General features: G+C 46.5%; 14 protein-coding genes. 11 read left to right on the top strand and 3 right to left on the bottom strand.

Annotated features, from left to right (window positions below; genetic code table 11):
• The first annotated feature begins 111 nt into the window (after positions 1–111).
• From AC23P2_RS20725 to AC23P2_RS20760, 8 genes are all read left to right on the top strand, one after another.
• Positions 112–993, top strand: coding sequence for an ABC transporter ATP-binding protein (locus AC23P2_RS20725; RefSeq protein ID WP_487774969.1), 882 nt, complete (start codon positions 112–114; stop codon positions 991–993).
• A gap of 77 nt (positions 994–1,070) precedes the next feature.
• Positions 1,071–1,364, top strand: coding sequence for a GIY-YIG nuclease family protein (locus AC23P2_RS20730; protein WP_487774970.1), 294 nt, complete (start codon positions 1,071–1,073; stop codon positions 1,362–1,364).
• A complete protein-coding gene (locus tag AC23P2_RS20735; RefSeq protein ID WP_487774971.1) occupies positions 1,345–1,656 on the top strand; it encodes a hypothetical protein in 312 nt (103 codons plus the stop codon). The genes AC23P2_RS20730 and AC23P2_RS20735 overlap by 20 nt, the downstream gene beginning before the upstream one ends.
• A 160-nt stretch (positions 1,657–1,816) precedes the next feature.
• Positions 1,817–5,461, top strand: a complete 3,645-nt coding sequence (locus tag AC23P2_RS20740; protein WP_487774972.1) for an ABC transporter permease/M1 family aminopeptidase — start codon at positions 1,817–1,819, stop codon at positions 5,459–5,461.
• Between the two features lie 246 nt (positions 5,462–5,707).
• Positions 5,708–6,634 (top strand): sugar phosphate isomerase/epimerase family protein, encoded by a 927-nt coding sequence (locus AC23P2_RS20745; RefSeq protein ID WP_487774973.1) that lies wholly within the window; start codon positions 5,708–5,710, stop codon positions 6,632–6,634.
• Positions 6,635–6,650: 16 nt separating this feature from the next.
• On the top strand, positions 6,651–7,931 hold the full coding sequence (locus tag AC23P2_RS20750; protein WP_487774974.1) for an AAA family ATPase: 1,281 nt from the start codon (positions 6,651–6,653) through the stop codon (positions 7,929–7,931).
• A complete protein-coding gene (locus AC23P2_RS20755; protein WP_487774975.1) occupies positions 7,928–8,665 on the top strand; it encodes an HNH endonuclease in 738 nt (245 codons plus the stop codon). Before AC23P2_RS20750 ends, AC23P2_RS20755 begins: the two co-directional genes overlap by 4 nt.
• A 10-nt stretch (positions 8,666–8,675) precedes the next feature.
• Complete coding sequence (locus AC23P2_RS20760; RefSeq protein WP_487774976.1) at positions 8,676–9,698, top strand: SPASM domain-containing protein; 1,023 nt, start codon at positions 8,676–8,678, stop codon at positions 9,696–9,698.
• A 55-nt stretch (positions 9,699–9,753) separates the two neighbouring features.
• Here AC23P2_RS20760 and yiaK read toward each other — a convergent pair whose 3' ends face one another.
• Positions 9,754–10,779 (bottom strand): 3-dehydro-L-gulonate 2-dehydrogenase, encoded by a 1,026-nt coding sequence (gene yiaK, locus AC23P2_RS20765; protein ID WP_487774977.1) that lies wholly within the window; start codon positions 10,777–10,779, stop codon positions 9,754–9,756.
• A 31-nt stretch (positions 10,780–10,810) separates the two neighbouring features.
• The gene (locus AC23P2_RS20770; protein WP_487774978.1) at positions 10,811–11,548 is read right to left on the bottom strand and encodes a phytanoyl-CoA dioxygenase family protein; all 738 of its coding nucleotides are present in this window, start codon (positions 11,546–11,548) and stop codon (positions 10,811–10,813) included.
• A 49-nt stretch (positions 11,549–11,597) separates the two neighbouring features.
• Here AC23P2_RS20770 and AC23P2_RS20775 point away from each other — a divergent pair, with 49 nt between their 5' ends.
• Together AC23P2_RS20775 and AC23P2_RS20780 are read left to right on the top strand one after the other, a co-directional pair.
• Positions 11,598–11,813, top strand: coding sequence for a hypothetical protein (locus AC23P2_RS20775; protein ID WP_487774979.1), 216 nt, complete (start codon positions 11,598–11,600; stop codon positions 11,811–11,813).
• On the top strand, positions 11,810–11,947 hold the full coding sequence (locus tag AC23P2_RS20780; protein WP_487774980.1) for a hypothetical protein: 138 nt from the start codon (positions 11,810–11,812) through the stop codon (positions 11,945–11,947). The genes AC23P2_RS20775 and AC23P2_RS20780 overlap by 4 nt, the downstream gene beginning before the upstream one ends.
• A gap of 21 nt (positions 11,948–11,968) precedes the next feature.
• Here AC23P2_RS20780 and AC23P2_RS20785 read toward each other — a convergent pair whose 3' ends face one another.
• The gene (locus AC23P2_RS20785; RefSeq protein ID WP_487774981.1) at positions 11,969–14,527 is read right to left on the bottom strand and encodes a M14 family zinc carboxypeptidase; all 2,559 of its coding nucleotides are present in this window, start codon (positions 14,525–14,527) and stop codon (positions 11,969–11,971) included.
• 135 nt (positions 14,528–14,662) lie between these two features.
• Here AC23P2_RS20785 and AC23P2_RS20790 point away from each other — a divergent pair, with 135 nt between their 5' ends.
• The gene (locus AC23P2_RS20790; protein ID WP_028526247.1) at positions 14,663–15,022 is read left to right on the top strand and encodes a BlaI/MecI/CopY family transcriptional regulator; all 360 of its coding nucleotides are present in this window, start codon (positions 14,663–14,665) and stop codon (positions 15,020–15,022) included.
• Position 15,023: the final 1 nt, after the last annotated feature.

A 15,023-nucleotide genomic window follows, 5' to 3' on the forward strand; every position in this document is an offset into this window, starting at 1 on the left:
GCTATTGCGGCACATTCATCTGTTCATATTGCCATTAGTACCAAAAGTGGTACATCGAGTCGGCTTTTTTTTATTTTCGCACAAACCTTAAAACCTAAAATCCGTTTTTTCATGCAGCTAACAATTACAAATCTTTCCAAAACGTACTCGAATGGCGTGCAAGCCTTGAAAGATGTTTCATTGACGATTCCACAGGGAATGTTTGGCCTATTGGGCCCTAATGGGGCGGGGAAAAGTTCGTTGATGCGAACCATCGCTACCCTACAAGAGGCCGATAGTGGCAGTATTATGCTTGATGACCTCGATGTCCTTCAACAAAAAGACGACGTGCGCAAAATTTTAGGCTACTTACCGCAGGAGTTTGGTGTGTATCCGCGGGTAAGCGCTGAAACAATGCTCGATCACATTGCAGATTTGAAAGGGATTTCTAATCGAGCTGAGCGAAAAGACATCGTTACGGCTTTGCTGCAAAAGGTGAATTTGTACGAAGCGCGTAAGAAAAATTTGGGAACGTACTCGGGGGGGATGAAACAACGCTTCGGCATTGCACAGGCGCTCATTGGGAATCCTAAACTCATCATTGTCGATGAACCTACGGCGGGCCTCGACCCTGCTGAGCGAAACCGTTTTCACAACTTGCTTTCCGAAATTGGAGAGAATACGATTGTGATTCTTTCAACGCACATCGTCGAAGATGTCACCAATCTTTGTTCTCACATGGCCATTATCTGCTTGGGGGAAGTGGTCGCTAAAGGAAACCCGAACGAATTGGTGAAAAGCCTTGAAGGAAAGGTGTTTAAGAAGAGTATTGAAAAACATGAGCTGACCAACTACCGCGAAAACTACCAAGTGATTTCTACTTCGCTAAAAATGGGTAAAACCCAGATTAGGGTTATTGCTGACGAGCCATTAGAAGGGTTTGAAGTTGCTACTCCCGACTTGGAGGATGTTTATTTCTCAGAAATTACAGTTCGACAAGGACTTGCCGTGTGATTTGTCATTCTGCGCCTTTTGTTATTCCGACGATAGGAGGAATCAAAATCCTTGTCCCCTTTTGCCGTTCAAAAACTATGAAAGATCACAGCTATTACGTGTATATCCTGACCAATTATACCAAAACTGTACTTTATGTAGGTGTAACAAATGATTTGGTGCGACGATTGGAGGAGCATAAACAGGGAGTAAGCGGATTTACCGCGAAGTACAATTGTTTCTATCTTCTCTATTGGGAGCATCACAAGTATGTTTTAAACGCTATTGAACGTGAAAAAGAAATCAAAGGTTGGAGACGGTCAAAGAAAGAGGCTCTTATCAAGGAGTTTAATCCTGATTGGAAATTCTTGAATGACGAAATTCAAGACTGACGAAAAAACTTTTGTCATTCCGACGATAGGAGGAATCAAAATCGACGAAGTACGCGGTGATAGGCCCCTCCTTCGTCGGGGTGACAAGGAATATGTCGGGGTGACAAAGGAGTGTTCTGTCATTTTGGTTTTTTGTCATTCCGACGAAGGAGAAATCAAAATCGACGAAGTACGCGGTGATAGACCCCTCCTTCGTCGGGGTGGCAAAAGAATAAGTTGGGGTGGCAAAGGAATAAGTCGGGGTGACAAAGGAGGGGTCTGTCATTTTGGTTTTTTGTCATTCCGACGATAGGAGGAATCAAAATCGACGAAGTACGCGGTGATAGACCCCTCCTTCGTCGGGGTGACAAGGAATATGTCGGGGTGACAAAAGAATAAGTCTTGGTGACAAAGGGGTGAGTCATTTGACAAAGAAGTAGATAAACTAAAAAATTGTAAACTCAGCTAAATGTATGTTTTCTAAAATACTCTCTTTTGAATTAAAATACCGCTTCAAGCGACCCGCTACTTGGGGGTATTGGGCGGTGATGTTTTTGTTTTCATTGGTGCTGGCGCTGTTTGGTTCGGTGAGCATCAGCGGTGGTTCGTCCGAAAAAGTATTCATCAACGGCCCCGCGATTGCGGGCGTTTTTATTGCGGTGATGAGTGTATTCGGAATCATGCTTGCGACAGCCGTGATGGGTGTCCCTGTCTATCGCGACATTGAACACAAGACCCAAAATTACTATTTCAGCTATCCTATTTCCGAAAAGGGCTATCTCATGGGGCGCTTTATGGGGTCTTTCCTGACGCTGTTGTTCATTGGGTCGGGGATGATTGTGGGGCACTTGTTTGGCTGTGTGATTGGTAAAACCTTCGAGGTCGGAGATAACGTCGAACGCATTGGTCCCTACAATTTACTCAATTACTTGTGGCCTTATTTGGTGGTTGGCGTTCCTAATTTATTCTTCGCGGGAAGCCTCTTTTTTAGCCTCGTAGCCTTGACAAAACGTGTGTTTGTTACCTACGCAGGTGGGGTAGTATTGCTGGTGACCTACCTAGTCGCGTCATCGCTGATGACCGATTTGGACAATAAAAGTTTGGCGGCTATTCTCGACCCTTTTGCGCTAGGGGCACTTGATGACTTGACGCGCTACTGGACGGTGTCCGAACAAAATACGCGCTTTTTTCCGTTGGAGGGCAATTTTCTCTGGAACCGTTTATTGTGGACGGGAGTAGGCTTGCTACCGTTGTTGTATTTATTGTTTCGTTTTGATTTTCAGCGGTTTATTGCGCCCAAAGCCCAAAAGCTTAAAAAATCAAAAACTGAAAAAACGATCGTGTCTCGCGCGTTGGCCGATTTGCCAGTGGCAGCTAAAGCCTACACCACGAGCCGCTACATTCGCCAGATGGTGAGTATGGCCAACGTTGAGTTTAGAAACATCATCCGTGATCCATTCTTTATTGCCATTTTGTTGGCAGCGGCGTTGTTTTTGTTTTTAGACAATCAGTATGCGGGAATGATGTACGGAACCGACTCATTACCAACGACCTATTTGATGCTGGAGTCGAAAGACAGTACGTTTTATTTTGTGGTAATTATCCTGATTATCTTCATTACGGGCGAGGTAGTCCACCGCGACCGAACCGTTAATTTTCACCTCATCGGTGATGCTTTGCCTTTGCCCAACTGGTTAGTGTATGGCTCCAAGTTTTTGGCCATGATTGGGGTGATGCTGTTCATTCCTGTCGTGGGTATTTTGTGCGGCGTTATTTGGCAAACCATCAAAGGATACTTCGATTACGACTTGGTGTTGTACCTGCAAGGCTACGTAGTGCCTATTTTGCAGTGGACGTTCCTGACCATGATTACGTTTTTGATTCATACCTTGGTCAATAACAAAATGACGGGGCACGTGGTCAATATTGCGTTTTGGGCGGTGTTGTACGGCACGCGGGCGTTTTCGGAGTATAAATACATGTTGCTGTACTTCAACGCCGTCCCTACTTCGACTTATTCAGACATGAATGGGTTTGGTTTTACCGAAAATACGATGTGGTATTTGTTGTGCTGGGGCGGATTGGCGGCAGTCTTTTTGGTGATTGGCAACCTATTTTGGTCGCGAGGTACCGAAACCAACTTCAAAAATCGTTGGCGGTTGGCCATGCAGCGTTTTACCCCCGCTACGGGAGCATTGCTTTCAGCATTTACCTTGGTTTGGTTGGGTTCAGCGGGTTTTATTTATTACAACCAAAGTGTGTTAAACAAATACCGCACGGCCGAAGAAGGCCGCAAGCGGAGCGCAGAGTACGAAGAAAAATACCGCAAATTGTACCTTAAACCCCAACCTAAAGTAACGTCGGTGAAGGTAGAGGTAGATTTGTTCCCTAAAAAACGAATGATAGACGCCCGAGGTCGATTTGTGATAAAAAATAAGCACAACCATCCGTTGGATTCGTTGATTTTGAACGTGGGAGGTGGTTTCCCTCATTACCGAATGAGCCTAAAAATCGACGGAGTAGAGCCTAAAAAATTGTTGAACGATACAATTCAACGTTTTTATATTTACCAATTGCCTAAAAGGCTGATGCCCAACGACTCGGCAGTGCTTGAAATTGTTTCGCACGGTGAATTTAGAGGTTTTCGCAATGGGGGAGAAGAGCAGTTTACGGTTACGGACAACGGTACTTTTGTGAACCAAGGCGATTTGTTCCCGAGCATTGGATACAGTCAGCAAGCCGAACTGTCGTCGGAGCGGTATCGGAAAAAGTATAAACTTCCAATTCGTGAATTTGAAATGCCCAAACGTACCGATTCCACAGGGTTAAAGAATTTTTTGTTTACCCAAGAAGGTGACTGGATTACGTTTGAAGGCACGGTCAGTACCGAACCCGACCAAATTGCGATTATGCCTGGGTATTTGCAAAAAGAATGGACGCAGAACGGTCGGAAGTACTTCCATTACCAACAAAACGAGTTCATGGATTTGTTTTTCAACGTAGCGTCGGCGCGTTATGCCGTCCATCGTGAAACGGTTAAAAACTCGGATGGACAGGATATTAAAGTGGAAATTTTCCACCATCCTACGCACAACAAAAACATTGGCCACTTTATGAATGGCTTGAAAGATGCGTTGCGGTATTGCTCGTCCAATTTCCGTCCGTACCAATTCCGTCAAATGCGTATTTTGGAATTTCCGCGTTATCAGACCTTTGCGCAGTCGTTTCCGAATACCATTATGTACTCCGAGAACTTTGGCTTCTTGGCCGATTTTTCTGACCCTAACAAAACCGATTATGCGTATTACGTGACGGCGCACGAAGTGGCGCACCAATGGTGGGGGCACCAAGTGATGCCGAGTTTTACGCGGGGAGCGAACAACATCGCGGAGGCATTGGCCGAGTACAGTTCGCACATGGTACTGCACCACGCCTACGGCCCCGATGTGATGCAAGAGCGCCTCAAGTACGCCCTCGACCAGTATTTGCGCGGTCGCGGAACGGAAAACAAAGGCGAACAGCCGCTGATGGACAACGAAAACGGGGCGTACATTTGGTACGGAAAAGGGACGTTGACGTTTTATGCCTTGCAAGACATGGTGGGCGAAAAACGACTCAACACGTGGTTGAAAGACTACGCCGAACGCACGGCTTTCCGTCAGCAAGCTCCTTTTACGACTACCGACGAATGGTACAACAGTATTTACTCCCAAACTCCTGACTCGTTGAAGTATTTTGTGGAGGACTGCATCAAAAAAATTGCCCTATACGAAAACAAAGTGACTGGCGTAGAAGCGACACCGTTGAAGGGTGATCAGTACAAAGTAAAACTGACGGTGGAAACCAAGAAGTTGTATTTTGATAAAACAGGTAAAGAAATTGCCCAAGGAAAAACGCCAAATTACATTGATATTGGAGTATTTACGGAGGAGTCTAAAAACAAGCTGGGCATGAAACAAAAAGTGCCATTGTACCTCAAAAAGCATAAACTAGCTCCTGGCAAACACACGATTGAGTTGGTGGTAAAAGGCAAGCCCGTCAAAGGCGGCATCGACCCCTACAACAAACTCATCGATAGAATGTCTGATGATAATGTGATGAAGGCTGATGTGCTTTAAAAACTTTCCCCCTCCCGAAAGTTTTAAACTTTCGGGAGGGTTTTTTGGGTATTTTTAATCTAAAAAATCTGGGGGTAGAAAAAGGTAAACAATGACCTGACTCACTCTTTCTACTAAGATTTAGCTCCTCTGGAGCAATAAATAGTCGCGCTATATTTTAATGAGTTTAACCTGTTACTAGGTAATTCTGGACTATCTCGCCCTTTTTTGTAAGTTGCAACAAAAACAGATTAACCACTTCAAAACATGCTTAAACTTGGATTTGTGAGTGCCATCTTGGCCGATTTTGGGTACGAACACGTGATAGATTTTGCCGCCAATCATGGCTTTTCGTGTGTAGAAATGATGTGCTGGCCATCTGATAATGCCGATGCGCGCCGCTACGCAGGGGTGACGCACATCAACGCCGAGCGCGTGCTGACCGACAGCGCCTACGCTCAAAACCTAGTGTATTATGCCAAAGAAAAGGGGATAACGATTTCGGGATTGGGCTATTATCCTAACCCTATGGACCCTGACGTTGAAAAAGCGGTGTTCTATCGCGAACACATTAAAACGCTCATCAAGGCTGCCGCAAAGCTAGGATTGCAGAATGTAAATACGTTTATCGGCCGCGACCCGTCAAAAAATGTGACCGAAAACCTCAAAACGTTTGGGGAAGTATGGCCCGAAATTATCAAGGTCGCTGAAGAACATAACGTGAAGATTGGTATCGAAAACTGCCCCATGTTTTTTACCAACGACGAATGGCCTGGGGGAAAAAATTTGGCCACTACACCCGCGATTTGGGATCGTATGTTTGAGATTATTCCTAGCCCGATTTTGGGACTCAACTACGATCCGTCGCACATGATTTGGCAAATGATGGACGAGGCCAAGCCAATTTACGATTACAAAGACCGCTTGCACCACATTCACCTCAAAGACGCCAAAGTCTATAAAGACAAACTCGACCGCGTGGGTATCATGGCCAATCCGCTCGAATACCATAGCCCCAAACTCCCTGGGCTAGGCGACGTCAACTGGCGGAAGTTTTTCGCCGCCCTCACCGACGTGCGCTACCGTGGGCCTGTCTGCATCGAAGTAGAAGACAAGGCGTATGAAGGAAGCATCGAAGACGTGAAGTCCGCGATTTTGACCAGCCGAAACTATTTGCGACAGTTTTTGGGTTAAACGGTAAAGTAGTCACATGAGAATCGAAGAAATCACGCTACGAAATTTTCGTAATTTTCAAGAACAGACGTTTCAATTCCCTAGCCTTTTTACCGTAGTCATCGGAGAAAATGGGAAAGGGAAGTCCACGTTGTTACAATCACTAAAGGTAGCAGCAGGGACATTTCTGCTGGGACTGAAGGAGGCCGAAAGGATTCATATTCTTTCGGAAGATATTCGTAGGGTTGATTTGAATACCCGATTTGCCCCACAATTTCCCTGTGAGTTTATGGTAAAGGGAGATTTTTATGGACAACCTGTGTCTTGGAAACGAAGCAAAAATACGCTTGATGGACGTACCACTTCGGCCGATGCCAATGAACTGATTGGCTTTGCCCAAGTGATAGAACAACGGGTAAATGAAAATTTGGAAGAAAAAATAAACCTTCCTGTGCTTGGTTTTTTTAGTACGGCGCGGCTTTGGGCAGAATCAAAACAGACGTTTAAACTGAAAACAAAAGGGTCGCGCTTGAAAGATGGCTACGCTCGCTGCCTCGACCAACGCTCCGACCGTATCACTCCGATGGAGTGGATAAAAAGTAATTATTATAAACAGCTTAAAGGAGCCGATTCGCAAGGGCTTTTGAAGGCTGTTTTGGAGGCAATAAGTACCTGTATTCCTAATTGGACTGCCGAAGAATGGGATGAAGATACCGATGATTTATTCGGAACACTCCATACGCCCGACGGGCAGCTTAGTAAGATGCCACTGTATTATCTCAGCGATGGCTTGCGTACGATGGCAGGACTTGTCGCTGAGATAGCCTACCGTTGCGTCATACTCAATAGCCATTTAGGAGAAGACGCAGTGAAACAGAGCAAAGGTATTGTACTGATTGACGAATTGGATATGCACTTGCATCCCAATTGGCAACGGCACGTAGTCAATGACCTAAAAACAGCCTTCCCGAACATACAATTTGTAGCTACTACTCATTCGCCTTTTATTGTACAGTCGCTGAATAGCAATGAGTTAATTAATTTGGATGCGGTTTCGGATGTGTCGCCTAAGGAATTGACCGTTGAAGAGGTTGCTCAAGAAATAATGGGAGTAGAAAGTGCGTACAGCATTGAAAACACGCAGCAAGAACAGCTAAGTAAAACGTATTTCGAGACATTAGAAACGGGCACACTTGCTGAACCCACTACGCGGGATAGACTGGAAGAAATAGAAGTTCAAATAGCCGACCCTGCGATGAGAGCGCTGCTTCAAATGAAAAAGCTCAAAAAGCAACTTAATCCTGAACAACCACTATGAGACCTGTTTTTCGTGGGCCAGTGCCTATCGACGAAAATGGGCAGATAAAAGTAGTGAGTGACTACAAGGATTGGCGAATGGACTTGATAGACCGAATTGGAAATTATTGCTCGTACTGTGACATGGTACTAAACGACAGCCCCCAAGTGGAGCACGTCGTTCCTAAAAATCCTCAGCCTAATCAGCCCCAAGGCTCTTTGTTGGCGTGGGACAATATGGTGCTAGCGTGTGGGCCGTGTAATAGAGCCAAAAGTAATAACCCGTGTGGAACAGATACCCATTATCTACCCGATTTTCACAATACAATATTGGCATTCGAAACAAGAAATGTTTCTTATCGTAGTAAAAATGCTTGTATTATTACGGTCAAATCGGGTTTGACGCCTGCTCAAGCGATTAAAGGCCAAAATACTGTTAATCTTTGCCAACTAGATAAAGTGGTAGTGACCCCTCGGGCAACAGATTTGCGGTGGAAATACCGTTTTGAAGCCCTACAAATGGCCAAGTATTGGCGAAATGAATGGAATGATTGGGGAAAAACTACTCCTGCATTTTTGAAACTTCTTCAAACCGCAGCTATTTCCAAAGGCTTTTTTATGGTTTGGTATGAAGTTTTTTCAGATGTACCCACGGTAGTAAAAGCGCTACTAGAAGCATTCCCAAATACGGCGGTCGATTGCTTTGATGAACAACAAGGGTATGGGCTTAAGCGTCGAAACCCCGTTGATTTTTAACAACCACTCCATGAATCGCAACCTACAAGATGGGCTTAATTTTTTCTCCAAACTCACGCGCAAGCGGGTTTGGAATGCCCTAAAAGTTATTTATAGTTTCTACGAATCGAAGGCGACGGGAAAAGCACTGCACCGTGGCCTGCCGATGAGTATCTCGTTTGAGCCGACTACTTCCTGCAATTTACGCTGCCCCGAATGCCCCAGTGGTTTGCGGTCGTTTACGCGCCCTACGGGGATGCTGGAGGGTGATTTGTTCAAACGCACCATCGACGAGCTCGCTGATACTCTTCTGTACCTCATTTTTTACTTTCAGGGCGAACCTTATTTGCACCCTAAGTTTTTGGAGTTGGTTAAATATGCTTCTCAAAAAGGAATTTATACCGCTACTTCCACCAACGCGCATTATTTGACCGATGCTGCTGCTCGCCGCACGGTAGAAAGCGGACTCGATCGCCTCATTGTGTCTATCGACGGCACAACGCAGGAAGTGTATCAACAGTACCGAGTAGGAGGGAAGCTAGAAAAAGTGTTGGAGGGAACGCGCACGATATTGAAATGGAAAAAACAACTAAAGTCTAAGACGCCTCACGTTGTTTTTCAGTTTTTGGTGGTACGGCCTAACGAACATCAAATCGAAGACGCCAAACGCCTTGCCAAAGAAATTGGCGTGGATGAAATTGGTTTTAAAACGGCTCAAATCTACGACTATGAGCACGGCGACCCGCTTATTCCGACGCTAGATAAGTATTCTCGCTATGCCGAAAACAACGACGGCACCTACCGAATCAAAAATAGCCTAGACGGTCACTGCTGGAAAATGTGGCATTCGTGCGTCATTACGTGGGATGGGAAAGTGGTACCTTGCTGCTTCGACAAAGATGCTCATTACCGCCTTGGCGACGTGTCTGAAACTTCTTTTCAAACCCTTTGGCAAAGTAAAGCCTACACCGATTTTCGCCAAGCTCTGATTCGCTCCCGCTCTGAAATTGAAATGTGTAAAAACTGCACCGAAGGAACGCAAGTGTGGGCATAAAGGAAGAGATGTTTGTCATGCTGACGGCAGGAAGCATCTCTACCTTTTTCTAGCGCTATTTCTTCAAAAACCCGTTTACCTCTTTCCAGACGTTTTCCAGTACAGGAACTCCCTGTTGACTGTTTTTGAGTCGGGTGGCTAGTACTCGCTCGCTGGGATAGCTTACGTTGCCTTGCTCTTTGATGGGAACGGAGGTTTTATAGTCTTTAATAATGGCGTCAATGGTCGAAGAAATACTTGAAAAGTTGCTTAGTTTCGACAAATCGAGCGCAATGAAAATCTGAGAAGAAGCCATTTCGGCGGGCTTCTGCGTGATTTCGTGCGTGGCTAATCCATTGGCTAAGGTAGCCGCCAGTACATCCAACAAAAACGAAAGACCCGCGCCCTTCCAAAAACCAACGGGCAGTGACCGCCACGACTCCAAAATCTTATCAGGCTCGTCGGTGAGGTTTCCGTCTTTATCGTAACCACCCACCACCGAAAGCTTTTCATTTTTCATCACGGCCAACTCCATCGCACCAAACGAATACTGCGACATGGCCATGTCTAGCACGATGGCTTCGTCGCCGTAAGGGGCGGCAAACACCAGTGGGTTGTTGCCTAGTTTAGGATTGGTGGCTCCCCAAGCGGGCATGTTGGCGGTGGTATTGGTCCAGCCGATGAATGCAAAACCAGCTTTTGCCGCTTGCCAACCGTACGCCCCGCCGCGCATCCAGTGGTTGGTATAAGCCAGCGCAACGCACCCAATCCCGTGTTTTTGGGCCAATTTCATGGCGCGTTCGGTGGCAAAAATAGCGTTAGAAGGACCTGCACCTAAGTTGCCGTTCCATTGCTCAATACCTCCAAAACGATGCACAATCGTAGGTTTCGCATCGGGGACGATGTAGCCTTTTTGAATATATTGAACAAAACGAGGGAAACGATTGATACCGTGGGTGTAAATACCATCAACGCTATTTTGGGTAAATACCGTGGCACATTCCTCCGCTCTCTTGTTGGGAAACTGGTGCTGAAGAAGAATCTTTTTCAAGGTCTTCTTCATCTTATCCGCCGAGATAGTGAGGAGTTTTGGGGTTGACATAGTGGATTGAATTTTTGCGGTTTTGGTTTCCTTAAACGTCTAAAATATATTTACCTTTTTCTCCAATGCGCTGGAGGGTAGCCTCGGTAATGTACTTTTTCTGGTCTATTTGTTGCGGTTGTTCTCTCGTGCAGAAATAGCTATGAATACTACGGCGGTCGTGGTCGGTTTGGTTGGTAGTGCCGCCGTGCCAAACATGAGAGTTAAAGATAAATACCGAGCCCGCAGGCGCAATGATACGAACCTCATCGGGGTGTTTATCGTTGGGGTCAGTCATGGCTTCGTCGGGCAAAAGGCTCAATTTATGTGTCTTGGGAACAATGCGGGTAGAGCCGTTGATAGGTGTAAAATCATCCAATAACCAAATGCTATTACAAACTTTATAAGCGCCCCCCGCGACGGAGTTGCGCCAATCGACGTGGAGTTTTTGGTGTCCCTTGCCAGGCTTGGCCGCTCGGTAGTTGAGCGATGATAACTTAAATTCGTGCCCCAAAACGGCTTCAATCCCTGCCAAAACGCGCGGATGCGTATAAAAAACGTCAAATACTTCTCCTTTGTTGACCAAATCGGCGAGGCGGTCGGCGCCTTCTTCTTTGGGATGGCGAATGTACTTCGACTCGGCCAATTCGGCCCCCGCGTTTTCGCCTTCTGACTCCATCAATTCGGCAAGGCGGTCGTTGACTTGTTTCACTTGCTCAGGTGATAATAGTTGCCCCAAATTGAGATAACCGTTGGTGTCCAAAAACTCAATTTCTTCCGTGGTAAGCATTATTTTTCTGCTTTAAGAGGTACATCTGGTATAGAGTTCAAAAGTAAAAATGAGCCAATTTTACTCTAATTTGGTTTGTGGAGCGGGTTGCTCCCAACCTGCCGCTTGCGTCGAATGGTCAGGGTATGAGTACCCTGACGCACCGTGGAGCGGGTTGCTTCTACCCGCTGTTATCGCCGAAAAAGGTCAGGGTATGAGTACCCTGACGCACGGTGGAGTGGGTTGCTCCCAACCCGCCGTTGTCGCCGAAAAGGTCAGGGTATGAGTACCCTGACGCACCGTGAAGCGGGTTGCTCTCAACCCGCCGCTTGCGTCGAATGGTCAGGGTACTCATACCCTGACGCACCGTGGAGCGGGTTGCTCCCAACCTGCCGCTTGCGTCGAATGGTCTGGGTATGAGTACCCTGACACACCGTGGAGCTATTCTCCCCCCATTGGGTTGGGAGTACTGATATTAGCTCCAAAAAATATGGCATTAAAAAGCATTTTCTCAGTGCCGTACCAAATGCCACGGAAACTTGGGTTGTCGGAGAAAAGAATGACGCGACCACTGCCTTCGGGAGAAACGACGACAGCGGCGGAACTGCTGATTTTTTTCAACGATTGAGGATGTACATAGCCCGTCAAATAGGGTTTGTCGGAATATTGAACCACCGTATTATAAGGGCTTGCCGATGGCTCTAAAAAAGTATTATTGTTTCGGTAAAGCGCGATTTTACGGTTTTTATACCCAAAACCAATCGGGTGCGTAATGTCCAAATCAGCTTCAAAAATGGTTCCGCCCGTGTTTTTTGAGCCTTCAGCCGCAGCGGCATCTTCGTAGTTGATGCGACCACGTTTGGCAAGAGCGGCGGAATCAGCTTTGCTGTTTATCCGTAGTTTTTCTTTGACAATATCGCTCCGAATCGCCCACTCGGTAGCTGTTTTGAGTGTAATGAGCGTACCGCCATTGGCCACCCACTGCTTGATTTTAGGGGCGAGGGTGCGGTCATATTGTCCTGATACCATCACAATGACGTTGTACTTGCTGAGGTTTAGCCGTGGAAGCGTACCCACATCCACTTTCGTAATGGGCATCCCAACGTGTGTATCGAGCCAATACCATATTTCACCCACTTCGTTGCCGTTCACACCCTGTCCAACGGCGATAAGTGCTTCGGGTTTGGTGACTTTTTGGAAGGTGTTACTCCCCAAATCAACTCCCATTTGGCTGTAACCTGTCGGTACACCTACAAACGAAACGTCTGCTTCCTGTCCTGCGGCTTTTACCGCTTCGTAAAGCGCATCGGGCGAAATACCCTGTTGGGTTTCAACGGGAATCATCAGCGCTCCGTGTGAATAGGTCTTGTCGCCAATCTTAAATGCTTTAGTGGCTACCTTTACCGAAATGCCTTGACTGATAAGGCGATACAGTGCCTTGGTGGCCATAAAGTCGGAATAGTCGAGCAGGTAGGCGTACGGTGATTTAGTAGGGGCAATGACCGTGCTTTTTACAAATTCATCCCCAATGCGCGCTCCTTTGGTGAGCGGTGTACGCACTTCTCCTTGGGCCAATCCAAACGCCAACGGTAAATTCCACGCAGAAGCGTCATAAAAAAGGCTGTCGGCAAACTTGGTAGGTTTTTCAAACACACTTTGCACGAGGCGGTACTGGGGCTGAGCTGTAGGGACAAAGAGGGCTTTCCCTTTCTCATATACTTTTCCATCAATGGTAAGGTTGTCGGTAAGCTGGTAACACTCAATGCGGTGATGCAACAGCGTTTGGGTAAAACGACGTAGCCGCGTTGCGTCCATACTTTCGCCAACTACGTAGCCTTTGATGGCATTTTTGTTGCCTTCTGAAATGGCTGAAGCAAAAAACTCGCGTTGGAATTTGAGCAAGTTTTGGCGCTCGTCCACCGAAGCTTGGCAGGTAGCCAAGGCGCACACGAGCTGGTTTCGTATCGTAAATGCAAAGGTAACGGGGCCGTTGGGGCTGTCTTGCACAAATCCCCGCGAGCTTGCCTGTTCAAATAACAATCCTAGTCCGCCTTGGATGTCGGGGTAGCTAGAGCCATAACCTGGGTACAAATTATCAAATGACTCTTTGGTATAATAAAACGACCCAATGGCGTTGAGTGCTTTTTCGTAGTACTTCGCAAACTTCCCGTTGAGGGTTCGGTAAACGTACTGCGGCACGAGCGGGTTTTCGGCGTTTTCTTTGGTGGGTTCAAAGAAAAAAGTGGCGTTAGTGCCCATTTCGTGGTGGTCGGTGACGACGTTGGGCAGCCACTGGTGGTAAAACTTCAAGCGATTCTGACTTTCGACGTGGACGGCCAAGTACCAGTCGCGGTTGAGGTCAAACCAATAGTGGTTGGTGCGGCCGCCTGGCCATACTTCGAGGTGTTCGCGGTCGTTGTTGTCCGATACCAAAGGCGTACCGCGATGTTGGTTCACCCAACTCACAAAACGGTCGCGACCGTCGGGGTTGAGCACGGGTTCAATCAAAACTACCGATTCGTCCAACATCTTTTTGGCATCTTCGTCTTCGCAAGCGGCGAAATAATACGCCGCCAAAATCATGGCCTCTCCTCCCGAAGTTTCGTTGCCGTGTACGTTGGCGCCAAGTTGCACAAAAACGGGCATTTTCGCCACATCAGGCAGGGGAGCGTTGGGGTCGGTGAGTTTTAGGTGTTCATTTTGTAATTCGGTCAACTTGGCCATGTTGGTAGGTGACGAGAAAAATACGACCAAGTGCGGGCGCTTTTCGTAGGTTTCTCCAATGACTTTCACCTGCACACGCTCCGACAAGCGGTCGAGCTCATACATGTAAGCCACCAAGCGGTCGTAGCGGGTTTGGTAATCGCCAATCGCGTGTCCCAAAAACTGTTTGGGGGTGGGTATCGAAGGATTAAATTTTTTGTTGGGAAAAAAGTAACCGTTTTGGGCATGAAGGCAGAGGGTCACGCCCATAAAAAAGGCAAGCAAAAGTTGTCTCATACGAGTAAGTAAATGGTTTGAAGTGAAGTTAGAAGGGCAATAGACAAATATACGTATTTCAGGTTATTGAAAACTTTTTTAAATAAAACTGATAAAACAGTTGTATAACTGAAAAATCAGGTGTAAGTTTGGGACATGGAAGAACTAACACGCACAGAAGAGCGCATCATGCAAATCATTTGGGATTTGGAACGATGCTTTGTCAAAGACATTATTGAGCGACTCGACGACGAGCCTAAGCCACCTTACAACACGATTTCTTCGGTCGTTCGTATTTTGGAGAAAAAAGGATTTGTTGGGTTCAAAGCCTACGGAAAGACGTACGAATATTTTCCCATTATCCCCAAAGAGTCGTACGGAAAACAAACCTTTCACAAGGTATTGGCCAATTATTTTGACAATTCACCCGCCAGTTTGTTGTCGTTTATGGTCAATGACAAAACGTTGGATGCGGCTGAAATTGAACGACTTCGCCAATTTATAAACAACCAGTAAG

The organism is Runella sp. R0.1_18 (assembly GCF_057652155.1).

What these genes read in the sequence shown, in the direction of transcription:
- AC23P2_RS20725 (WP_487774969.1), top strand. Translation starts at nt 112, where the DNA reads ATGCAGCTAACAATTACAAATCTTTCCAAAACGTACTCGAATGGCGTG.
- AC23P2_RS20730 (WP_487774970.1), top strand. Translation starts at nt 1,071, where the DNA reads ATGAAAGATCACAGCTATTACGTGTATATCCTGACCAATTATACCAAA.
- AC23P2_RS20735 (WP_487774971.1), top strand. Translation starts at nt 1,345, where the DNA reads ATGACGAAATTCAAGACTGACGAAAAAACTTTTGTCATTCCGACGATA.
- AC23P2_RS20740 (WP_487774972.1), top strand. Translation starts at nt 1,817, where the DNA reads ATGTTTTCTAAAATACTCTCTTTTGAATTAAAATACCGCTTCAAGCGA.
- AC23P2_RS20745 (WP_487774973.1), top strand. Translation starts at nt 5,708, where the DNA reads ATGCTTAAACTTGGATTTGTGAGTGCCATCTTGGCCGATTTTGGGTAC.
- AC23P2_RS20750 (WP_487774974.1), top strand. Translation starts at nt 6,651, where the DNA reads ATGAGAATCGAAGAAATCACGCTACGAAATTTTCGTAATTTTCAAGAA.
- AC23P2_RS20755 (WP_487774975.1), top strand. Translation starts at nt 7,928, where the DNA reads ATGAGACCTGTTTTTCGTGGGCCAGTGCCTATCGACGAAAATGGGCAG.
- AC23P2_RS20760 (WP_487774976.1), top strand. Translation starts at nt 8,676, where the DNA reads ATGAATCGCAACCTACAAGATGGGCTTAATTTTTTCTCCAAACTCACG.
- yiaK (WP_487774977.1), bottom strand. Translation starts at nt 10,779, where the DNA reads ATGTCAACCCCAAAACTCCTCACTATCTCGGCGGATAAGATGAAGAAG.
- AC23P2_RS20770 (WP_487774978.1), bottom strand. Translation starts at nt 11,548, where the DNA reads ATGCTTACCACGGAAGAAATTGAGTTTTTGGACACCAACGGTTATCTC.
- AC23P2_RS20775 (WP_487774979.1), top strand. Translation starts at nt 11,598, where the DNA reads ATGAGCCAATTTTACTCTAATTTGGTTTGTGGAGCGGGTTGCTCCCAA.
- AC23P2_RS20780 (WP_487774980.1), top strand. Translation starts at nt 11,810, where the DNA reads ATGAGTACCCTGACGCACCGTGAAGCGGGTTGCTCTCAACCCGCCGCT.
- AC23P2_RS20785 (WP_487774981.1), bottom strand. Translation starts at nt 14,527, where the DNA reads ATGAGACAACTTTTGCTTGCCTTTTTTATGGGCGTGACCCTCTGCCTT.
- AC23P2_RS20790 (WP_028526247.1), top strand. Translation starts at nt 14,663, where the DNA reads ATGGAAGAACTAACACGCACAGAAGAGCGCATCATGCAAATCATTTGG.